Annotated in this window: 18 protein-coding genes and 1 pseudogene; 9 read left to right on the forward strand and 10 right to left on the reverse strand. The window is 68.7% G+C overall.

The features are described 5' to 3' along the window. Positions 1-183 precede the first annotated feature (183 nt). Together dnaN and dnaA are read right to left on the reverse strand one after the other, a co-directional pair. Positions 184-1,317, reverse strand: coding sequence for a DNA polymerase III subunit beta (dnaN, locus tag BSB02_RS00255; protein ID WP_084956176.1), 1,134 nt, complete (start codon positions 1,315-1,317; stop codon positions 184-186). A 513-nt stretch (positions 1,318-1,830) separates the two neighbouring features. Further along, entirely contained in the window at positions 1,831-3,348 is a 1,518-nt protein-coding gene (gene dnaA / locus BSB02_RS00260) for a chromosomal replication initiator protein DnaA (protein ID WP_084955337.1), read from the reverse strand. Between the two features lie 444 nt (positions 3,349-3,792). On the opposite strand from dnaA, the gene rpmH reads away from it, so the two are divergent. The 8 genes from rpmH to BSB02_RS00300 all read left to right on the forward strand — a co-directional run bounded on the left by rpmH (position 3,793) and on the right by BSB02_RS00300 (position 10,850). Then, the gene (gene rpmH, locus BSB02_RS00265; RefSeq protein WP_084955338.1) at positions 3,793-3,930 is read left to right on the forward strand and encodes a 50S ribosomal protein L34; all 138 of its coding nucleotides are present in this window, start codon (positions 3,793-3,795) and stop codon (positions 3,928-3,930) included. 62 nt (positions 3,931-3,992) lie between these two features. Next, positions 3,993-4,412: a ribonuclease P protein component gene (gene rnpA / locus BSB02_RS00270; RefSeq protein WP_084955340.1), complete on the forward strand. Its 420-nt coding sequence runs from the start codon at positions 3,993-3,995 to the stop codon at positions 4,410-4,412. Then, positions 4,412-4,675 (forward strand): membrane protein insertion efficiency factor YidD, encoded by a 264-nt coding sequence (gene yidD, locus BSB02_RS00275; RefSeq protein WP_338064316.1) that lies wholly within the window; start codon positions 4,412-4,414, stop codon positions 4,673-4,675. The genes rnpA and yidD overlap by 1 nt, the downstream gene beginning before the upstream one ends. 4 nt (positions 4,676-4,679) lie before the next feature. Continuing rightward, positions 4,680-5,615, forward strand: coding sequence for a membrane protein insertase YidC (gene yidC / locus BSB02_RS00280; protein ID WP_084955344.1), 936 nt, complete (start codon positions 4,680-4,682; stop codon positions 5,613-5,615). Positions 5,616-5,646: 31 nt separating this feature from the next. Further along, positions 5,647-6,144: a Jag family protein gene (locus BSB02_RS00285; protein WP_084955346.1), complete on the forward strand. Its 498-nt coding sequence runs from the start codon at positions 5,647-5,649 to the stop codon at positions 6,142-6,144. A 700-nt stretch (positions 6,145-6,844) separates the two neighbouring features. Continuing rightward, the gene (gene rsmG / locus BSB02_RS00290; protein ID WP_084955348.1) at positions 6,845-7,522 is read left to right on the forward strand and encodes a 16S rRNA (guanine(527)-N(7))-methyltransferase RsmG; all 678 of its coding nucleotides are present in this window, start codon (positions 6,845-6,847) and stop codon (positions 7,520-7,522) included. A 278-nt stretch (positions 7,523-7,800) separates the two neighbouring features. Continuing rightward, positions 7,801-8,592: a ParA family protein gene (locus tag BSB02_RS00295; protein ID WP_169729339.1), complete on the forward strand. Its 792-nt coding sequence runs from the start codon at positions 7,801-7,803 to the stop codon at positions 8,590-8,592. Positions 8,593-9,887: 1,295 nt separating this feature from the next. Beyond that, the gene (locus BSB02_RS00300; protein WP_084955352.1) at positions 9,888-10,850 is read left to right on the forward strand and encodes a ParB/RepB/Spo0J family partition protein; all 963 of its coding nucleotides are present in this window, start codon (positions 9,888-9,890) and stop codon (positions 10,848-10,850) included. Positions 10,851-11,666: 816 nt separating this feature from the next. Here the strand turns inward: BSB02_RS00300 and BSB02_RS00305 are convergent. The 3 genes and pseudogenes from BSB02_RS00305 to BSB02_RS00315 all read right to left on the reverse strand — a co-directional run. Further along, the gene (locus BSB02_RS00305; protein ID WP_084955354.1) at positions 11,667-12,713 is read right to left on the reverse strand and encodes a threonine aldolase family protein; all 1,047 of its coding nucleotides are present in this window, start codon (positions 12,711-12,713) and stop codon (positions 11,667-11,669) included. Positions 12,714-12,949: 236 nt separating this feature from the next. Then, entirely contained in the window at positions 12,950-13,909 is a 960-nt protein-coding gene (locus tag BSB02_RS00310; RefSeq protein ID WP_084955356.1) for a D-alanine--D-alanine ligase family protein, read from the reverse strand. A gap of 441 nt (positions 13,910-14,350) precedes the next feature. Beyond that, positions 14,351-15,572: pseudogene (locus BSB02_RS00315) on the reverse strand (aminotransferase-like domain-containing protein); the annotation flags it as partial. 251 nt (positions 15,573-15,823) lie between these two features. Here BSB02_RS00315 and BSB02_RS00320 point away from each other — a divergent pair. Further along, a complete protein-coding gene (locus BSB02_RS00320) occupies positions 15,824-16,441 on the forward strand; it encodes a GNAT family N-acetyltransferase (protein ID WP_084955358.1) in 618 nt (205 codons plus the stop codon). Positions 16,442-16,630: 189 nt separating this feature from the next. Here BSB02_RS00320 and trxA read toward each other — a convergent pair whose 3' ends face one another. From trxA to BSB02_RS00345, 5 genes are all read right to left on the reverse strand, one after another. Further along, positions 16,631-16,945, reverse strand: a complete 315-nt coding sequence (gene trxA / locus BSB02_RS00325) for a thioredoxin (RefSeq protein ID WP_084955360.1) — start codon at positions 16,943-16,945, stop codon at positions 16,631-16,633. A 40-nt stretch (positions 16,946-16,985) separates the two neighbouring features. Next, complete coding sequence (trxB, locus tag BSB02_RS00330) at positions 16,986-17,918, reverse strand: thioredoxin-disulfide reductase (RefSeq protein WP_084955362.1); 933 nt, start codon at positions 17,916-17,918, stop codon at positions 16,986-16,988. A gap of 166 nt (positions 17,919-18,084) precedes the next feature. Beyond that, the gene (locus BSB02_RS00335; RefSeq protein WP_084955364.1) at positions 18,085-18,873 is read right to left on the reverse strand and encodes a zf-HC2 domain-containing protein; all 789 of its coding nucleotides are present in this window, start codon (positions 18,871-18,873) and stop codon (positions 18,085-18,087) included. After that, positions 18,863-19,486: an RNA polymerase sigma factor SigM gene (gene sigM, locus BSB02_RS00340; RefSeq protein ID WP_084955366.1), complete on the reverse strand. Its 624-nt coding sequence runs from the start codon at positions 19,484-19,486 to the stop codon at positions 18,863-18,865. Before sigM ends, BSB02_RS00335 begins: the two co-directional genes overlap by 11 nt. Before the next feature lie 14 nt (positions 19,487-19,500). Continuing rightward, positions 19,501-20,991: a protein kinase family protein gene (locus BSB02_RS00345; protein ID WP_084955368.1), complete on the reverse strand. Its 1,491-nt coding sequence runs from the start codon at positions 20,989-20,991 to the stop codon at positions 19,501-19,503. Between the last annotated feature and the right edge of the window lie 100 nt (positions 20,992-21,091).

Consider the following 21,091-nt stretch of genomic DNA (forward strand, 5'->3'; position numbering starts at 1 on the left):
CGGACGATCGCCGGGCACCCCCACGGCACGTGATCCGCCGAGCGGGTTGTCCACATGCGTCAGCAGGTACGGCGGAGCGCCACGGTGACGGGTCACGCGGCTGTCCACACCGCTGTGCGTTGTCCACAGCCCGACGCGGCCGGTCCGGACCCGCCGGTGCGACCCCGCGCGCCCGCCCCCCGCTCAGCTCGACAGCCGGATCGGCATGATCAGATACCGGTAGTCCGGCGCCTCCTCGTCCGGCTTCCCTCCGGTGAGGATCGCCGGCTTGGTCGCGGTCGTCATCTGCAGCCGGGCGACGTCCGAGTCCAGCGCGCCCAGCCCCTCCAGCAGGAACTGGTGGTTGAACGCGATGTTCATCTCCTCGCCCTCGTAGTCCACAGGCAGCACCTCGACCGCCTGCGCCTCGTCGCCGCTGCCCGCCTCCAGCACGACCTCCCCGCCGCGGAACGCCAGCCGTACGGGCGTGTTCCTCTCGGCCACCAGCGCCACACGCTTGACCGCCTCGACGAACGGCCCTGTGGACAGTTCGGCCCGCGCCGAGAACTCCGTCGGCAGCAGCGAGCGGTACTTGGGGAACTCGGGGTCCAGCAGGCGCGTGGTGGTCCTGCGGCCGGCGCTCGAGAAGCCGATCATGCCCTCGCCTCCGCCGCCCGCCGCGCTGAGCGCGATCTCGACCTCGGCGCCCGTGGATCCGAGGGCCTTGGCCGTGTCGGCGAGGGTCTTCCCGGGGATCATCGCGACCGCGGAGAAGTCGGGCTGGCCCGGCTGCCACTTCAGCTCGCGTACGGCGAGGCGGTAGCGGTCGGTGGCGGCCATGGTGACCGTGTCGCCCTCGATCTCCATGCGGACGCCGGTGAGCATGGGCAGCGTGTCGTCGCGGCCCGCGGCGACGGCCACCTGCGAGACCGCGGCGGCGAAGACGTCGGCGCCCACGCGGCCCGCGGCCGGCGGCATCGCGGGCAGCGAGGGGTAGTCCTCCACAGGCATGGTCAGCAGCGTGAAGCGCGCGCTTCCACAGGTGACCACGGCCTTGGGACCGTCGACGACGAAGTCCACAGGCTGTGCGGGGAGGGCGCGGGTGATCTCGGCCAGCAGCTTGCCGGAGACCAGGACGACGCCGGGTTCGCCGGTGTGGAGGTCGAGCGTCACCTCGGCGGAGACCTCGTAGTCGAAGCCCGACAGCTTCAGCTGCTGCTCCTCGGTGACCTCCAGGCGCATGCCGGCCAGGACGGGGACGGACGGGCGGGCAGGGAGGCTGCGCGCCGTCCACGCCACCGCCTCAGCGAGGACGTCCCGCTCGATTCGGAACATCACGGTGATCAACCTCCTGGTCTCGTCGCTGACTCAAGTGTTCACCCTCCCGCACTGTGGATCGGGCGGAACCCTTCTATGGGTCTTGAGTTTCTTGTAGGAGAGATATCTCGTCATCACATTAGGGGCGGTGGAAACTGTGGACAGCACCCGTTTCCGCAGGTCAGGCCCCTGTCTTCATCCACTGCGGCTGTGGGTGGCCGCTGGGGGAAACCCTCGCGGCTGGGGATGGAGCGGCGTTGCCCACAGGCCGTCCCCAGATCTTGGGGTCTTCATCCACTGGTTATCCACGAGGTTTCCACCGGTTATCCACGGGGTAAGAAGATCGTTTAGCGGGCTCTCGGAGCGTGTTCACAGGGCGTCCACAAGTTGTCCACGAGTGGCCCACAGGTTCTCCCCAGCCTTTCCCCAGGGTTATCCCCAAGGCCTGTGCAGCGATTTTCCGGCGTCCCCGGCACGAGACCCCAGTTCTCATCGGCGTTTCGCAGATCCACAGGGTTATCCACAGGGTGTGTATCACGACCCGTTCGAGGTCTGCTTGATGCGCATCGTCAGCTCGTTGACCTGGTTGTACATCGAGCGCCGCTCGGCGATCAGCGACCGGATCTTGCGTTCGGCGTGCATGACGGTCGTGTGGTCGCGGCCGCCGAACTGCTGGCCGATCTTCGGCAGCGACAGGTCGGTGAGCTCGCGGGCCAGGTACATCGCGATCTGCCTGGCGTTCACCAGCGCCCGGCTGCGGCTGCTGCCGCACAGGTCGTCGATGCCGATGCCGAAGTACTCGGCCGTCTTGGCCATGATCGTGCCGATGGTGATCTCCGGGCCGGACTCCGAGGTGATCAGATCCTTCAGCACCACCTCGGCCAGCTGGAGGTCCACAGACTGCCGGTTGAGGCTGGCGAAAGCCGTCACCCGGATCAGCGCGCCCTCCAGCTCCCTGATGTTGGTGGAGATGCGGCTGGCGATGTACTCCAGCACCTCGGGCGGCGCCGCCAGGCCCTCCTGGATGGCCTTCTTCCTCAGGATCGCGATGCGCGTCTCCAGCTCCGGCGGCTGGACGTCGGTGATCAGCCCCCACTCGAAGCGGTTGCGCAGCCGGTCCTCCAGGGTGATCAGCTGCTTGGGCGCGCGGTCGCTGGAGATGACGATCTGCTTGTTGGCGTTGTGGAGGGTGTTGAAGGTGTGGAAGAACTCCTCCTGCGTCTGCTCCTTGCCCTCCAGGAACTGGATGTCGTCCACAAGCAGGATGTCGATCGCCCGGTAGCGGCTGCGGAACCCGTCGGCCTTGTGGTCGCGGATGCTGTTGATGAAGTCGTTGGTGAACTCCTCCGAGCTCACGTACCGCACGCGGGCGCCGTCGTACAGCGACTGGGCGTAGTGCCCGATCGCGTGGAGCAGGTGCGTCTTGCCCAGCCCCGAGTCCCCATAGATGAACAGCGGGTTGTACGCCTTGGCCGGCGCCTCCGCCACCGCCACGGCCGCCGCGTGGGCGAAGCGGTTGCTGGCGCCGATGACGAAGGTCTCGAAGGTGTACTTCTGGTTGAGCCGCGCGGGCTCGCCCGGCTTCGTGCTCTTGGCCTCCCACCGGTTCTGTGGCTGGACCTGTGGATATTCGGTGGATACCGGCCGCGGCTCAGGCTGGGGGGAGTAGTACTGCGGGGGCTCGGCGGCCTGGAAATGCTGGGGTTGCGGCGCCTGTGCGTAATCACGGGGCGAGTCCACAGCCTGGGGATAACTTGCCTGCTCAGGCTGTGGATGAGCGGCCGGCTGGTCGGCGATCGTGGTGTCGATCATCACCGCGAGCCGCATCTGCCGCCCGAGTTCCTGCGACAGCGCGTGCGCGACGAGCGTGCGCAGCTTGCGCTCGATGAGGTCCTTGAGGAAGTCGCTCGGGACGCCCAGCACGATGGTGTCGTCTGCCAGCGCGATCGGACGGACCATGGACAACCAGGTCCGCTGCTGGACAGGCAGGCTGTCGGGGAGGAAGTTCTGCATCGCGCGCGACCAGATGGCCGCGAGTTCTCCCCCGGTCATGAGTCGTCCCCCTCCTCTCGCTCGCGGACCCCGCGATACTTATCCACACCTGCTTCGCCGTACGGCTGGGCCTCCGCCCCGTGTTTCCACAGGAGGACGTCCACACCTGCTCCACAGGAGATCCACAAGTTATGCACAGCACTCCTGAGGCTGGGAATGGCCGACAGTAACCCTGTGCACAGCTGTGTTCAAGACGTTGTCCACAGCCTAGTGGTACCTGAGTGCACAAATCCGGGACCTCGCAGCACCGGTGGATAACCGGCCTGTGGATCAGTGGATAACCGCTCCCGGTTTGACCTGGGAGGCGGTGGCCCCGTAACGTACGACGGTCGGCTTGTCGTGCGGCGGCACTTTCGCATGCCCTCGCCCTGGCAGCCGGCGGACCGTGTGTGTCAAGCGTCCCCGCCAGAGGCGAGGCCGCATTTTTTAGCCTGGAGCCCACCCGTGAGCAAGCGTACTTTCCAGCCGAACAACCGTCGCCGCGCGAAGACCCACGGCTTCCGGCTGCGTATGCGCACCCGGGCCGGTCGAGCCATCATCGCCGCTCGCCGCCGCAAGGGTCGCGAGAAGCTGTCGGCCTGACCCACGAGGCTCGACGTGATCGCCCGCCGGCGCTCCGTGCCGGCGGGCGATAGGTGTCTGCCGTGCTGCCGCGAGAGTTCCGGATGCGCCGCGGAGCGGACTTCACCGCCGCGGTGAGGCGCGGTGTCCGCGCCGGCCGCCCGACCCTGGTCGTGCACCTGGCGGACGTCACCCAGAGCGCCGGGGGAACCCAGAGCGCCGGGGGAGCCGCCGCGAGCACGGCCTCCGGGACAACGGACGAGGCACCGAAAGTCGGGTTCGTCGTCAGCCGCGCCGTCGGCGGCGCCGTCGCCCGCAACAAGGTCAAGCGCCGCCTCCGACACCTGATGCGGGAGCGTCTGGACCGGCTGCCACGAGGTAGCCTGCTTGTCATACGCGCCAACCCGCCGGCCGCGTCCGCGCGACACGAGCTCCTGGCCGCCGAACTCGACCTCGCGCTGGACCGAGTGCTCAAACGGCGCTCGACGGATGGACAGAGATGATGGAGCAGCTTGCGGAACCGAGCCTGGCCGCCCGGATCCTCATGGCCCCGATCCGGTTCTACCGGGCTTTCATCAGCCCGATGCTGGGTCCGCGCTGCCGTTTCTATCCTTCTTGTAGCGCCTACGGCCTGGAGGCGATCGCAGTCCACGGTGCCCTCCGCGGCATCTGGCTGACCGTCCGACGCATCGGGCGTTGTCACCCGTTCCATCCCGGTGGGGTCGACCCCGTGCCCCCACGATCCCACGAAGCGCAAGGGAGCTAGCTCGGTGGAGTTCAGCTGGCTGAACTGGCTGTACACAGCCATCGCCCAAGTCATCACCTGGATTCACCAGGCTTACAGCACCTTCATCACCCCCTCAAGCGGTCTCAACTGGGTGTTGACCATCGTCACGCTCACCGTGCTGATGCGCATCCTCATCTTCCCGCTCTTCCTCAAGCAGATGCGCTCGTCGAAGAAGATGCAGGAGCTGGCTCCCAAGGTCCAGGAGCTGCGCAAGCGGTACAAGGACGACAAGCAGCGCCTGAACCAGGAGGTCATGGCGCTGTACCAGGGCGCGGGCGCCAACCCGCTGGGTGGCTGCCTGCCGATCCTGGCCCAGTTCCCGATCTTCATCTCGATGTTCACCGTGCTGAACGCGATCGCGGACCCCAAGCGCGTGAGCGTCTTCGGCATGCCGGCCGACGTCGTCGCCAGCGCGCGAGAGGCCCACATCTTCTCGGCGGGCATCTCCGACCACTTCTTCTCCACGCAGAGCGTCACCAGCAAGATCATTATCGGCTTCTTCGTGGCCACGAGCTCCCTGACCACGTTCCTCACGGTCAGGCAGAGCGTCACGCGCTCGATCGAGCAGATGCCCGACAACCCCATGGCGCAGCAGCAGAAGATCCTGATGTACATCTCGCCGCTGTTCGCCTTCTTCAGCCTGAACTTCCCGCTGGGCCTGATCCTGTACTGGGTGACCACCAACCTGTGGACGCTCGGCCAGCAGCACTGGTACTACAGCCGCCACCCGATGCCCAAGTTCGACGAGCGCGGCCGCCTCATCCCCGTCGAGCCGAAGCCCGGCCTGCTGGCCAAGCTGCGCAAGTCCGAGCCCGCGCCGGCCGAGGAGCCGCCCCCGGCCAAGCCCGAGCCCAAGGTCGTCAGGAACCAGCCCACCCGGCAGCCCCGCAGCAAGCGCACGGGCAGCAAGAAGTCCTAGACTCGCCGTACATCACGAAGGGGAGGCCTGAATGACCGAGGCCGAGCAGGGCGCGGCCAAGCCCGTGCCCGACGTCGCAGCCCTCGAGCAGGAGGGAGAGATCGCCGCCGACTACGTCGAGGGCCTGCTCGACATCGCCGACATCGACGGCGACATCGACATGGACGTCGAAGGCGACCGCGCGCTGGTCTCCATCGTGGGTGTCAAGGGCAACGAGCTCGTCGGACCCGGGGGAGAGGTGCTGGAGGCGCTGCAGGAGCTCACCCGCCTCGCCGTCCACCGCCAGACCGGCGAGCGCTCGCGCCTCATGCTCGACATCGCCGGGTACCGCGAGCGCCGCCGCGCCGAGCTGAGCAAGCTCGGCACCGACATCGCCGCCCAGGTGAAGAAGAACGGCCAGCCCAAGTCGCTGCACCCGATGACGCCGTTCGAGCGCAAGATCGTCCACGACGCCGTCGCGGCCGCGGGCCTGCGCAGCGAGTCGGAGGGCGAGGAGCCGAACCGCTACGTCGTCGTCCTCCCGGCCTGACGCTTCTCCCGCTCACCCTGCGAACCGCTGTCCTCTGCACGGAGAGGGCAGCGGTTCCCTTTTGTGTGTTTTACTCCGTTTTGTACGGCAGGCGGGCCGGTCCCGCGTGCACGCGGTACGGCTTGCGGTTCCCTTGCGCGACTCCCTTCGGTTGATGGGTGCGGTACGGCATGCATGGGCGCTCGCTCGGCGGCGCGCCTGACACCTCGGCGGGCATTTGGTACGGCGGGCATTTGGTGCGGTGGGCATTTGGTGCGGCGGGCATTTGGTGCGGCGGGCAACCCACACCGGCAGCGGGCGAGTGCATGGGTGGCGTGCGCGGGTTCTGGACCGGGCGCCACGCTGGAATGTCGGCATTCATGGGATGGTCCAGCCACCAGAGGGTGCTGCCGAGACGGCGTGGCTGAAGGCGGTGCGGCCGAGACAATGCGGCTGAGAGGGCGCGGCCTGGCCCCGCTGGCATGCCGGGTCGGCGGCGGACCCCGCGGTCGGCCATTCGGGTGGCGCGCCGCCCGGGACGAGATCAATCAGCAGCGGTCACGCCGCTACTACGGTCGCCGCCACTACGGTCACGCCGCCACTATGGAAAGCCGAGCCGGCCGTCACCCGGTTATCCACAACGGGGCGCTCCCGAGAAGGCGCACCCTCCGTGACCCCCTAGTCTTGGGACGACGATCCGCATCAGAAGGGCCGACCATCAGTGAGCGACGAACTGCCCGCGCCGCCGGCGATCGCGAGAGAGGTCTTCACCGGCGAGGCCTGGGAGCGAGCCGAGGCGTACGCGCAGCTGCTCGCCGGTCCTGGCGTGGTCCGCGGCCTCCTGGGACCGCGGGAGGTGTCCCGGATCTGGGATCGGCACCTGCTCAACTGCGCCGTCGTGGGGGAGGTCATCCCCGACAAGGCGCATGTGGTGGACATCGGCTCGGGTGCGGGACTGCCGGGGCTGGTCCTGGCGATCGTACGGCCCGACATCACCGTCACGCTGCTCGAGCCGCTGCTGCGCCGTACCGTCTTCCTCGAAGAGTGTGTCGCGGCGCTGGGCCTGTCGAACGTCGAGGTGCTCCGCGGCCGGGCCGAGGAGATCGCCGGGAAGCGTGACTTCGACGTCGCCACCGCGCGGGCGGTGGCTCCCCTTGGGCGGCTGCTGAGGTGGTCGATGCCCCTTCTTCACGAAGGCGGGGAGCTCGTCGCCATGAAGGGGGAGCGGGCGGCGGAGGAGCTCGCCGAGGCTGAGGCCGATTTGAAGGCCACCGGTGCCGGATCGGCCGAGCTGGTCTCGGTTGGGCACGGTAAGGTCGAGCCGCCCGCCACGTTGGTGCGGGTGGTGGCGGGCCGTCGGCCGGAGCGTGGCGGCGGCCGACGCCGGCGAAGGAGGTGACGGTTGTGCCGGAGGCGTCCCGAGGCCTCGGCTGGCCGGACCGTCCCGCGCCCCCAAGCCGGACCGGTCTAGGTTGGCCGGAATTGGGCGTGTCGCGGAACGGATTTCCCGGCACGACCCCGCCTCCTGTTGAAAGGATGGCAATCGTGACCCAGTCCCCCCTTAATCCCGGTGATTCGCCGTTGGTACGAGAGGCGCTCAGCTCAGTGGTTTCACGTGAAACATCCGCGACGCAGACGGCACCGTTGGCAGGGAGCACGCCTTCCGGCAGCGACGAGATGTGGCCACGTCCGCCCAAACGCCGGGTGATCGCGGTGGCGAACCAGAAGGGTGGAGTGGGAAAGACCACCACATCGGTGAACCTTGCCGCTGCTCTGTCCATGCATGGCGAGCGGGTTTTGGTGATCGACCTCGATCCTCAGGGCAACGCCTCCACCGCCTTGGCCACGGAGCACCGCGGGGACATCCCGGACGTCTACCAGGTCCTCATTGACGACTTGCCGCTTGCCGAGATCGTCCGCGAGGTGCCGGACATGCCGGGGTTGTACTGCGCCCCGGCGACGCTCAACCTGGCCGGCGCCGAGATCGAGCTGGTCTCGATGGTGGCGCGAGAGGCCCGCCTGCGCCGTGCGCTCTCGGCCTTCGACGCGGAGTTCGACTACATCTTCATCGACTGCCCGCCGTCGCTGGGGCTGCTGACCGTCAACTCGCTGGTCGCCGCCGAAGAGGTGCTCATCCCCATCCAGTGCGAGTACTACGCGCTGGAGGGTCTGACGCAGCTGCTGCACAACATCGACCTCATCAAGGCGCACCTCAACTCGTCGTTGCGGGTGTCGACGATCCTGCTGACGATGTACGACGGGCGTACTCGGCTGGCGTCGCAGGTGGCCGAGGAGGTGCGGACTCACTTCGGGAACACGGTGCTGGACACTGTCATCCCGCGGAGCGTGCGCGTGTCCGAGGCGCCGAGCTATGGACAGTCGGTGATGACGTACGATCCGGGTTCGAGCGGGGCGACGGCGTACATGGAGGCCGCACGCGAGATCGCCTACCGGGGCGCAGCCGTCTGACGTTTCGGCACTCGCCGTACCTTGTCAGGGTGTCGGCGCTGCGGGGTGTGTCGGCCATGGGGTGTGTCGGTGCCGCGAGATTGCCGGCTGATGGAGGTGCGCTGCCGTGGGCTTGGGCGCACTGACGTGGATGTTTGTCGTGGGCGCCTGTCGTGGTGTGCCCTGGCTGGGTCCGCCTGTGGTAGCTCGGGTGGCGGGCACGGGTTCGTCGCCGGTTGACGAGAGCGCGGGCGCCTGAGGGCGCCGGCGGCATTGCCTCGTGTGGAGGCGCTTGGGTCGGCTCGTTCTTCGCGGGATTCCGCAGCACGCTCAGGCTGTAGCAAGCCCGCTCCAGCAGCCCTGTCGTGCCGTGCTCACATCCCTGTAACCTCCTCCAACGCTTTCGACTGCGCACAACCTCTGGTCATCCGATCACACGCTTTCACCGCAGCTCACTGGTGTGCAGGTTCGCTGGCTCGAACTCACCAGCTCGCTGGGCGTGCTGATGTGTCGGCTCTTGAGCGCGTGGCCCCTGCACGTATGTCGGCGCACTGACGCCACACTCGTACTGTGGTGTGCTGGCCCGCTGTCTGTCGTGGCCACTGTCAGCCCGGCACCTCGACGCGCTGGCCGCTGCGCGCATCACCATTCCACGCACATCGAGACCTCGGCACATCGAGACCTCGGCACGCCGACACTGAGGACGACGCCACCCGGGACGGCGACACCCTGGCACGGCATGTGATCGCATGGCCGCTGTAGCCGACGGGTGCCACGCCCGACCCAGTGGCGTCGCCGTCTCCATGAGGGGCGCTTCGCCTACGACGGCCATCCACACCTTCCTTCTCCCGCCCCTTCTCTCACGGTCGCAGCACGTGGCACTCGCCCATGAAAAGACCAGTGCTGGGGGAGAGGTGGCGAGTGCATGGGAAGCCGCAGGTGGACGCAGTAAGCCATAGGGCGAGGTGGAAAGTCGCGGGAGATCGCGGGGAGTCGGGGCCACTGTGTCAGCACAGCAGACACAACGCCAGGGATGATCCATGACAGCCTCCGGTAGGCCGTGGGGTCATAACCAGGCCTTGTTTCACGTGAAACAGCCGAAGACGGGAGCTGAGCGGGGATCACGGCGTGTCCAACCTCGCACAGAAGCGCTCAGCACGGCACAGTCGGCGAAATCAGGAGAACCGTGTGTGGCTAGCGGGCACTCCGTTGCGTGCGCGACGGTAACCTCTCCTGGTGTGGTCAGGCCAAGCGAGGCGGATCACGCGGAAAGACACCACTCCCTAACCGGAGTCGGCCGGGTGATGAGGAGACGCATGAGTCAGCAACGGCGGGGGTTGGGCAAGGGACTCGGGGCGCTCATCCCGACCGGGCCGGTCGTCGACGGCGCCGGAGCGTTGGCCGCATCGGGCGAAACCGCCGGGGCGCTGGGGCCGAAGCCGATCGCGGGGGCGTACTTCAAGGAGATCCCCCTCACAGCCATCAGCCCGAACCCACGCCAGCCCCGCGAGGTGTTCGACGAGGAACGTCTCCAGGAGCTCGCCGCCTCCATCCGCGAGGTCGGCCTCCTGCAGCCGGTCGTCGTCCGGTCGGTGGGCGGCGGACAGTACGAGCTCATCATGGGGGAGCGCCGCTGGCGCGCGAGCAAGCTCGCGGGACTGGAGCAGATCCCCGCCATCGTCAGGAACACGCAGGACACCGACCTGCTGCGCGACGCGCTCATCGAGAACCTGCAGCGCGAGCAGCTCAACCCGCTCGAAGAGGCGGCGGCCTACCAGCAGTTGCTCGACGACTTCAATGCGACCCACGAGCAGCTCGCCCAGAAGGTGGGCCGTTCCCGCTCCCACATCACCAACACGCTGCGCCTGCTCAACCTCCCGCCGGAGGTCCAGCTCCGCCTGGCCGCGGGGACGATCAGCGCGGGCCACGCCCGTGCGCTCCTGGGCCTCGATGATCCGGAGCAGCAGGTACTGCTGGCCAAGCGAATCGTCGCCGAACTGCTGTCGGTGCGGGCCGTGGAGGAGATCGTCGCCATGGGCAGTTCCAAGGCGGCCAAGAAGTCCTCCACACGGAAGCGCGCGAACAACCGGCCCACAGCTCCTGGCCTCGCCAGCCTGGCCGACCGCCTCTCGGACTACTTCGAGACCAAGGTGAAGGTCGACCTGGGGACTCGTAAGGGCCGCATCGTCGTGGAGTTCGCGACTATCGACGACCTGGAGCGCATCATCGGGACGATGGCTCCCGACGCGGTGCGGGCGATGCGCGAGTCCGAGCTGTAGCGGGCAAGTCGGGTCGGCGCACTGTTTCACGTGAAACGCCGTGCAGTCCGCGTCCACGATCACAGCTTCTCGTTCCCGTTGTTCCGTCCGTGAGCTCCGTGTGTTCGCGACGCGGCCATAGGCGCCCGGGACGGGAGGCAAGGTTCTCGTTTGGCGTGGGCTCACGCTTCTGATGGGGCACCGGCTGGCGTGTCCCCTCTCGTCTTCGTTTGTCTTCGCGAGCCGTACTCCGGCTTGGGCCGCGGCGGCCGAGCCGGGCAGTGCCGTTCGCCAGTGACAGCTGATGTGCCTGCCCAGCCATCTGGCGCTGCTTCATGTTTCACGTGAAACACTCCGCTCTCGGCACGCCACCCGGACAGACCCTGGCCTCGGTCAATGCGGTACGGCAACGCGGGCTTCTCGTGCGTTTCCAGCCCACCCCGGCCGGACAGCACACCTCGGCCAGACAGCACACCTAGGCCGGAATCGCATCACTGATGCGGGACCGCCGAGCCGTACCGCACGCCACATGCATCCGCGTTGCAAGCGTCACATCGGCACACTCGGCAGGAGTCATGTCCGCGTCCACCCTTCCATGCGGCTCCCCACGCAGGCCGCACTCCATCAGGAGAAGCATGGCACCAAGCCAAGACAGGCTTGCGTCCTCTGACTCGCTCGAGACGGCACGGCGGTGATGCGCGGAACCTTCCCTCGAAGGCCTCATGGAAGGCTCGTGAGGAATCTTCCCGCCGAGGTAGGGCGGCCCAGCGGTACGAACGCAGCCTCGCCACTCGCCATCAGCCCCGTCTTCGCTGTTTCACGTGAAACAGAGCCCGTTCATGACCCCACGGCCTTCCGGATGTCGTCGAGGAACTCGTCCACATGCTCCTCGGTCGTGTCGAAAGCCGTCATCCACCGGACCAGTCCGGCCTTCTCGTCCCAGTAGTGGAAGCGGTAACGCTTCAGGAGCTCGGTCGCCGCGTCGGTGGGGACTCGGGCGAAGACGGCGTTCGACTCCACCGGGTACTCGATCGTGATGCCGGGGAGGCCGGTCAGGCCGTCGGCGAGGCGGCGCGCCATGGCGTTCGCGTGGCGTGCGTTCTCCCGCCAGAGCCCGTCCATGAGCAACGTGGAGAGCTGTGCGGAGATGAAGCGCATCTTGGAGGCCAGCTGGAGTGACTGGCGGCGGAGGAAGGGCACGCCTGCCGTCAGCGACGGCGTGAGAACGACGACGGCCTCGGCTGCGAGGGCGCCGTTCTTCGTTCCTCCGAAGCTGAACACGTCCACGCCGGCGTCAGTGGTGATGTCTCGCAACTCGCAATCGAGGAACGCTGCCGCGTTGGCCAGGCGAGCACCGTCGACGTGGAGGAAGAGTCCTTCCTCGTGCGCTGTCCGGGCCAAGACGGAGATCTCGTCAGGCGTGTAGACCGTTCCGAGCTCCGTCACCTGGGAGATGGACACCACCCGCGGCTGGACCTCGTGCGGATTGCCGATGCCGCCGAGACGGCTGGTGATGTCGTCCGGCCGGAGTTTGCCGTCGGGCGTCGGCACGGTGATGAGCTTCACGCCGAGAAGGCGCTCGGCCGCTCCGGCTTCATGCGTGGCGATGTGCGCGGAGGAGGGGCAGATGACGGCGTCGTACCGGCCGAGCATCAAGGCCAGGCCGACCATGTTGGCGCCCGCGCCGTTGAAGACCGCGAACCCCTCGGCCGAGGGGCCGAACTCCGCTCTTATGCGGTCTTCGAAGACGGCGGTCCAGTCGTCTCCGCCATAAGCCGGAGCATCGCCGGTGTTGGCGGCTGCGATGGCTTCAAGGATGGCGGGGTGGACGCCCGCGTGGTTGTCGCTGGCAAAGCTCTTGGGAAACGTCGAATTGATCAGCACACGGTCAGGCTACGCCTGCGGGTTCTGTGGGACTTCCTTCGGCGCCGTGACGGACGGAAGCCAGTGGGCGTCGGCGAAGTTGTCGATCCAGCGATGAAGGGGTCTTTGCGAGAGGTCTTTGAGTGTTCGCGCTCGTGTGGAAGGCGCTCCCTCGGCATCGCTTGACAGGCACGGTGTGAAGGCGGCGATGTGAAGCCGGGAGGGGGAGCGGTAGGCAGGCGAAGCGGGGAGGGGCGCTACGTCTGAGGCTTGCGGCGGGCGGCGATCATCAGAAGGTCACGGCACAGCGTTCCCAGGTCCTCGCCCGCGGCCTCCACGGCCATCGGCAGCAGCGACGTCTCCGTCATGCCCGGAGCCACGTTGACCTCGAGGAAGTGCGGCTGGCCTGACGAGTCGACGATGAGGTCCGTGCGCGAGAGGTCGCGCAGGCCCAGGGCGGTGTGCGCGGTGACCGCCATCGCGGCGCACGCCTCCGCCGCCTCCGCCGACAGGCGCGCCGGAGCGAAGAACTCCGTGTGGCCCGCCGTGTAGCGGGCCGCGTAGTCGTAGACGCCCTCGTCCGGCACGATCTCGACGGGCGGCAGCGCGACCGGCCCGTCGCCGCGGTCCACGACGGACACGGCCACCTCGACACCCTCGACATACCGTTCGATCAGCGCCGTGTCGCCGTACGCGAAGCAGCCGACCATCGCCGCCGGCAGGTCCTCCGCCGTCCGCACGGCCGAGGCTCCGAGCGCCGACCCGCCCCGAGCCGGCTTGACGAAGAGGGGAAGCCCCAGGTTCTCCACGATGCGCGCGAGGACAGCGGACGCGCCGAGGTCGTGGAAGGTCTCCTTGGGGAGCGTCACCGAGTCGGGCGTGCGCAGCCCCACCGAGCGGACGACGGCCTTGGCGGTGGGCTTGTCGAAGGCCACGCGGCAGGCGTCCGGTCCCGCGCCGACGTAGGGGACGTTGAGCAGCTCCAGGATGGACCGGATCGCGCCGTCCTCGCCGGCGCCGCCATGCAGGGTGACGAAGACGGCGTCCGGCGGGTCGGCGAGCACCGTGGGCACGAGCGAGGCGTCGGTGTCGCGGGTCTCCACGTCGATCCCCGCCGCCCGCAGCACCTCGCTCACCCGCCGTCCCGAGCGCAGCGACACCTCACGCTCGTACGACAGCCCTCCGGCCAGCACGAGCACATGGCCAAGATCGCTCATCACAACGCCCTCCACACTCTCACGCGCTGTCCAACCGTACCGGCGCGCGGGTCCGCCGGGGTATCAGCGCTCAAGGCTTTGTGGACGAGCGACCGAGTGAGGCCGCGGCCGGGCACGGAACCGGCGGGCGTGGGCTGACCTCGGCGGATCGGCGAGCGTGATCAGTGGGCCGTGGTCGGCGAGTGTGGTCGGCGAGTGTGGCCGGCGAGTGTGGCCGGTGGGCGTGGTCGACATGTGGAGTCGATACGTCGGGATCGGCAAACGGTGGCCGGCCATGACTGCCACCGAATTGCGCCGTGCCTAGCGCGAGACAACCGTGCCAGATCAAGGCCGCCCCAGACCAACCAGCCCAGAAGGGGGCCGCCGTCGTGCCGATCCATCGGACCGAAAACAACACCAACCAGCCACGAGAAGCCCGCGCGACCGGCTCCCCCCCCCCGNCCGGCCCCGGCGTGTCGACCCCGGGATGGCCGGGTGCGGAGCCCGTGCCGAAGGTGTCGCGCAACTGCATCTCCTGCTCGATCACCCCGGCCAGCCGCCGCACGCCCTCCCGGATGCGCTCCGGCTCCGGGTAGCAGTACGACAGCCGCATGTGCCGCGCCCCGCCCCCGTCGGCGTAGAAGCCCGTCCCGGGGACGAAGGCGACCCGTTCGGCGACGGCGCGCGGCAGGATCGCCTTGGAGTCGAGCCCTTCGGGGAGCGTCGCCCAGACGAAGAAGCCGCCGCCGGGCCGCGTCCACGTGACGCCCGGCGGCATGAGCGCCTCGAGCGACCCCAGCAGGGCGTCGCGGCGCTCACGGTAAAGCTCCCGGAATGCCTTGATCTGCTCTTTCCACGGCTGCGTGGCCAGATACTGGCCCACCGCCAGCTGCGTGAACGACGAGTGGGACAGCACGGCCGACTCCATGGCCAGGACGAGCTTGTCGCGCACGGCGTGCGGCGCGAGGGCCCAGCCGACGCGGAAGCCCGGAGCCAGCGTCTTGGAGAACGACCCGAGATACACGACCCCGTCCGGGTTGTCCGCGCGCAGCGCGCGCATGGGCTCCCCGTCGAAGCCGAGCAGGCCGTACGGATTGTCCTCGACGATGAGGATCCCCGCACGGTGGCAGATGTCGAGAACCTGCTGACGCCGCGCGGTGTTGAGCGTGACGCCGGCAGGGTTCTGGAAGGTCGGAATGGTGTAGAGGAACTTGATCCGGCTCCCCGCGGTCTGCAGGGCGTAGACGGTCTGCGCCAGGGACTCCGGGATGATCCCCTGATCGTCCATGGCGATATGCACCACTCGCGCCTGATACGCGGCGAACGTCCCGAGAGCCCCGACGTAGGAGGGCCCTTCGGCGAGGATCACGTCGCCGGGATCGATGAAGATCCGCGTGATCAGGTCGAGCGCCTGCTGCGAGCCGACGGTGACGACGACGTCGTCCGGCCCCGCCTCGATCCCCTCGAGTGCCATGACCTCGCAGATCTGCTCGCGCAGATGCGGGTCGCCCTGGCCCGAGCCGTACTGCAGCGCGACCGGGCCGCGTTTGGTGACCAGGTCCGCGACCAGCTCACCGACCATGTCGAGGGGGAGGGCCGTGACGTACGGCATGCCGCCGGCGAGCGAGACCACCTCGGGCCTCGACGCGACGGCGAAGAGAGCTCGGATCTCGGAGGCGACCATCCCGGTAGCTCGTGCCGCGTAGCGATCCACGAAGGCGTCGATACGCGACCCATGGGTCACGGGCGTCCGACCGTGATCCGTTTCCTCTGTCACGGTCCACCTCCTTGGGTGTGGAAAACACATCCGAGAGTCCAGGGTACGGCAGGCGTCCGACCCGCCATCCCGCTGCCTCCGCCATTGCTGGGCTACGATGCCAGCTGGGGAGGCGGTATTCGCGCGATTTTCCGCCACGTCAACGATTGGGGCAGTAGTTGTCGCGTCGGCTGGCCAACGTCACATTGGACAATCTCGGCGACCTGCCACGTCGGTGCAGGCAGTGCGTCTTCTGGGAGCTCGACCCCGTCAGCGGCGAGCGCGCCGTGAAGGACGGCGATCCGGCGCTGGAGAAGGAGGCGTGGATCTCTGCGACGCTGCTGGAGTGGGGGAGCTGCGGGAAAATCGCGTATGTGGACGGGGTTCCGGCCGGTTTCGTGCTGTATGCCCCGCCCCTCTACAGCCCCAGGTCGGTCGCCTTCCCGACCTCGCCCGTCAGCGCGGACGCGGTGCTGCTGATGACGGCGCACATCGTCCCGGAGTTCGCCGGGGGCGGGCTCGGCCGGATGCTGGTGCAGGGGGTGGCCAAGGATCTGACCCGGCGCGGGGTCAAGGCGATCGAGGCCTTCGGCGATCTGAAGTGGGAGTCGCCGAGCTGCGTGGTGCCGGCGGAGTACCTGCTGTCGGTGGGGTTCAAGACGATCCGGCCGCACCTGCGGTACCCGCGGTTGCGGCTGGAGCTGAAGTCGGCCGTCTCGTGGCGTGAGGACGTCGAGGTGGCGCTGGAGAGGCTGCTGGGGTCCATGACGCCGGAGCGCGCCCTCCGGCCCGTCTGAGGGCTTTCTGGCGGCTCCTGGCGGGCTCCTGGGTCCGGTGGGCCGGTTGGTGGCGATGTGACGTCGCCCGGCACACAAAGCCCGCACACGAAGCCCGCGCCCCAAGCCCGCGCCCCAAGCCCGGCCCACACCGAAACGGCCCTCCACCCCGAAAGGGCGAAGGGCCGCCGGCGACGCGCCGCAAGGCGCCTAGATGATCCCCTCCAGCTCACGCAGCAGCATGGCCTTGGGCTTGGCGCCGATGATCTGCTTGACCACCTCGCCGTCCTTGTACACGTTCATCGTCGGGATCTGCAGCACACCGTAGTTGCGCGGGACCTCGGGGTTCTCGTCGACGTTGAGCTTGACGATCTCCAGCTTGTCGCCGTGCTCCCTGGCGATCTCCTCGAGGATGGGCGCGACCTGGCGGCACGGGCCGCACCACTCGGCCCAGAAGTCGACGAGCACGGGCTTGTCGCTCTTGAGGACTTCGGCTTCGAAGGTGGCGTCGGTTACTGCCTTCACGGTGCGCTCCTCATCTCTCTCATCCGTCGTTTCCGGAGAGTCATCTGTCGTTCTCGGCGAGCCAGCGTTCGGCGTCCAGCGCGGCCGAGCATCCGGTGCCGGCCGCGGTGACGGCCTGGCGGTAGATGTGGTCGACGACGTCTCCCGCGGCGAAGACGCCCTCGATGTTGGTCCTCGTGGTCGGCGAGGCGACCTTGATGTATCCCTCGTCGTCGAGCTCGACCTGGCCCTTGACGAGCTCGGTGCGCGGGTCGTGGCCGATGGCGATGAACAGCCCGTCGGCGGCCAGCTCGCTCTCCTCGCCGGTCTTGCGGTTGCGCAGCCGTACGCCGCTGACCTTGTCCTCGCCCAGGACCTCGACGACCTCGGTGTCCCAGACGAAGCGGATCTTCTCGTTGGCGAAGGCACGCTCCTGCATGATCTTGCTGGCGCGCAGCTGGTCGCGGCGGTGGACGACGGTCACCATGCGCCCGAAGCGGGTCAGGAAAAGCGCCTCCTCCATCGCGGTGTCGCCGCCGCCGACGACCACGATGTCCTTGTTGCGGAAGAAGAAGCCGTCGCAGGTGGCGCACCAGGAGACGCCGTGCCCGGACAGCCGCTTCTCGTTGGGCACGCCCAGCTCGCGGTAGCCGGAGCCCATGGCGAGGATGACCGCCTTGGCGTGGTAGGTCTCGGAGGCCGTCTTGACGACCTTGGGATCGGCGTGCAGGTCGACCTCGACGACGTCGTCCGCGACGAGCTCGGCGCCGAACCGCTCGGCCTGCTTGCGCAGGTTGTCCATGAGGTCGGGGCCCATGATGCCGTCGGGGAAGCCGGGGAAGTTCTCCACGTCCGTGGTGTTCATCAGCGCGCCGCCCGCGGTCACCGATCCCTCGAAGACCAGCGGCTTGAGCTCGGCGCGTGCCGAGTAGATCGCCGCGGTGTAGCCGGCCGGGCCCGATCCGATGATGATCACGTTGCGGACGTCGCTCATGTCAATCCCCTCTTAGCCAGTGGCATCAACAGATCCTAGGCGTCGCCCATTCCCTGCCCCGACCGGAGGCGTGAATGTCCAGGTCGAGCCCTGCCTGAAAACGGGCCCTGAGCGAAAAAGGCCCGGCCCCGGAAGACCGGGACCGGGCTCCGACGAGCGGCGCGGCTCACCAGCGGCCGACGGCCGCCTTCCGCAGCGGCTTGCAGTGGAACGGCTCGACGATGTCGATCCTGATCTGCTTGGCGGCCTCGTTCCGCCACGACGCCATGATGAGCGCCTCACTGCCGTTGTAGAGCGCCTGGTGCACCGCGAACGGCTTGAGCTTGCTCCTGTTCTCGACCGCGTCCACGCACTTGGAGACCTGGTTCTCGGTCTCGGCGACCGGCTGGGTGATCTTCGCGGGTCCGAGGTACTCGTTCAGCGGCTCCTTCAGGTCGCCGTCGCTGAAGTTGTGGTCGCTCTCGGTCAGGTCGTAGGCGCGGGCGGCCTGCGACTGGGCCGACGCCGAGGCGCTCGGCGAGGCGGCCACGACGGTGGCGCTGTTGTTGAGCGTGGACAGCGTGACGCCGCCCATCACCGCCGCCGCTGCCGCTGCGGCAGCGGCGGGCATCGCCCACCTGCGTGCCGTACGGCGGCGCCGCGTCCGCGCGGGAACGACGGTCCCGTCGTCAGCGACCACTCCGAGCCGCGCGGGCGGTTCCGGCGACGACATCACCGCCACCCCGGCGCGCTCGGCTTCGAGGGCCTTGTCGATGCGCAGCGCGACACCCATCGGCATGGCCGGAGTGGGAATCGCCGCGAGCACCTCACGAACCGCTGCCAGATCGGCCAGGCGCTCCCCGCATGGGTCGCAGACCGCGAGATGCTCTCGCACCTGGCGAGCCGTGTCAGCGTCCAGGAGGCCTTCCGCCAGCTCGGCGAGGACCTCCAGATCGTAGTGCGTATCACCCGTCACGAAGTTCTGCTCCCTTCGCGGATGAGACGCGACTCAGGTCGGATCGGTTCCGCAGATGCGCAAGAATTGGGGCGAGTTTCGCGCGCCCCCTGGCGCAGCGGCTCTTCACCGTCCCGCTGGGGACGTCAAGCACCTGAGCTGCGTCTTCGACGGAGTAGCCCATCATGTCGACGAGGACGAGCGCGGCCCGCTGGTCAGGGGGAAGGAGTTTGAGGGCGGCCGAAACCTCCAGGGAGACCTCGCGTTCGCCGGTCTGGTCGGGCAGCGGGGTGTCGCGCTCCGCCGCCTCGATCAGCTCGTCGTCGGCCACCGGCCGCACCGACTTGCGGCGCATGCGGTCGAGGCAGGCGTTGACCACGATCCTGTGGAGCCAGGTGGTGACGGCCGCCTCGCCGCGGAAGCTGCCCGCCTTGCGGTAGGCCGACACGAAGGCGTCCTGGACGGCGTCCGCCGCCTCGTCAGGGTCCCCCAGCGTCCGCAGCGCGACGGCCCACATGCGGTCCCGGTGCCGCCTGACGATCTCACTGAAGGCGTGTGCATCCCCGTTGATGTGCGCCATGAGCAGCTCGGCGTCGCTCACCGGCTGCGAGGGTGTCTCGGGTGGGGAATTCACAAGGGGTTTCCTGATTATGCCGTTCCTGGAGAGTGCACCACTACGTCATAGATGGTGCCACGAAACCTGCCCTCTTCCGCTGGAAGTCTCGTAAACCAGATCAAAACGTACTGACCGCTTGCGGGTTCACCGGGCTTCAGCGTCACCTTCCCCGACACGTTCTCCCCGGTCGCCACCGTCTTGAGCGCCTTCAGGTCGGGGGAGTCGCCGACCTTCAGCTCGACGGTCGAGCCGGGGCTGTCGCTCAGCGTGGCGCTCACCTGGCCGACCTGGACCTGCTTGCCCATGTCCAGCAGCAGCCCGACGCCCTCCTTCAGGCGGCCCAGCTCGGCGCTGTTGTAGTAGGTGGTCTTCCAGAACGTGCCCGGCTTGCCGTCGATGGCCAGCGGCGCCATCTCGGGGTGCTCGGAGTGGTCGTCGCCGAGGGGGTCGAACCCGTCGGCCTTGACCGGCTTGAGCACCTGCGCGGGCTGCGCCGGCCGGGCGGAGCTCTCCGACGGCGTGGGCTGCTGCGCGGAGGATCCGGCGGGGTTGCCCAGGCTGCGGCCGATCGTCCACGCGCCGAAGCCGACCGCAGCGATCACCAGCAGCACGACGACCGTCATCAGCGCGCGGCTGGCCATGCTCGGCCGGGGGCGCGGCGCCGGGGGCGGCGTCAGCCGTACGGGAGTGTCCTCCTTGAGCCCCTCGGAGCGGGACACGGCGGGCGGCGGCTCGGCGTAGGAGGACGGGATCGGCATGGGCCTGGGCACCCGGCTGAGCGCCTCGGCCACCTCGGCCGGGCTGGTCAGCGCGGCCTGCCCCCTGCGGGACTCCGGCAGGGCGGCGCGGCAGGTGATCGTGTCGAGGTAGCCGGGCACGCCCGCGGTGACCTGGCGCGGGGTGCAGAAGTGCCCGTCCGTCATGGGGGCGGCGGGCAGCCCGCCCTCCTCCTCGTCGCCCGGCCAGTGCCCGGTCAGCCCGGCGTACAGCAGGCGGCCCAGCCCCTCGGCGTCGTCGCGCGCCGGGTCGTCGGTGGTCAGCCCGGCCAGCGCGGCGTCGACCGCCACGCCCAGCACCTTGACCGTGTTGCCGGTCGTCCAGATCAGGTGGCTCGGCCGCAGGCACAGGTGGTGCAGGCCCCGCTCGTGGGCGTGGGCCAGCGCCTCGGCGGCCTCGGCCACCAGTCCGGCCGCGCGCTCGGGGTCGAGCGGCCCGCCGGCCAGCAGGTCGGCCAGCGACTCGCCGGAGACCCACTCGCTGACGACGTAGGACAGCCGGTCCTCCTCGGCGGCGTCGAACACCTGGGTCAGGCGCGGGTCGGTGAGCCGGGCGGCGGCCCGTGCGGCCCTCACGACCTCCTCGGCGCGCTCGAAGCCGGGCGTGAAGGTGAGGACGGCGACCGGGCGCGCGAGGACCTCGTCGATGGCCTTCCACAGGGTCGCGCCCTCGGACTCGGTGACGCGGTCTTCCAGGCGGAAGCGCTCGGCCAGCCTGGTGCCCGGCTGGACCGCTGTTCCGCTCATGACGTCACCACCTGCGTGCAGGAGGGACGGGCCGGACGATTCCGGCCACACCCCTCCTGCTTTCGTTCCTGCTTACGTTCGCGCGTGCCGGCACCATGGT

The organism is Thermoactinospora rubra (genome assembly GCF_002093975.1).
In the GTDB taxonomy this organism is placed as follows: domain Bacteria; phylum Actinomycetota; class Actinomycetes; order Streptosporangiales; family Streptosporangiaceae; genus Nonomuraea; species Nonomuraea rubra_A.

Bases quoted from the DNA above. Each gene is read 5' to 3' on its own strand.
- BSB02_RS00300 (WP_084955352.1), top strand. From the start codon at position 9,888: ATGAGTCAGCAACGGCGGGGGTTGGGCAAGGGACTCGGGGCGCTCATC.
- BSB02_RS00285 (WP_084955346.1), top strand. From the start codon at position 5,647: ATGACCGAGGCCGAGCAGGGCGCGGCCAAGCCCGTGCCCGACGTCGCA.
- BSB02_RS00345 (WP_084955368.1), bottom strand. From the start codon at position 20,991: ATGAGCGGAACAGCGGTCCAGCCGGGCACCAGGCTGGCCGAGCGCTTC.
- trxB (WP_084955362.1), bottom strand. From the start codon at position 17,918: ATGAGCGACGTCCGCAACGTGATCATCATCGGATCGGGCCCGGCCGGC.
- dnaA (WP_084955337.1), bottom strand. From the start codon at position 3,348: ATGACCGGGGGAGAACTCGCGGCCATCTGGTCGCGCGCGATGCAGAAC.
- BSB02_RS00295 (WP_169729339.1), top strand. From the start codon at position 7,801: ATGTGGCCACGTCCGCCCAAACGCCGGGTGATCGCGGTGGCGAACCAG.
- yidD (WP_338064316.1), top strand. From the start codon at position 4,412: ATGGAGCAGCTTGCGGAACCGAGCCTGGCCGCCCGGATCCTCATGGCC.
- BSB02_RS00310 (WP_084955356.1), bottom strand. From the start codon at position 13,909: ATGAGCGATCTTGGCCATGTGCTCGTGCTGGCCGGAGGGCTGTCGTAC.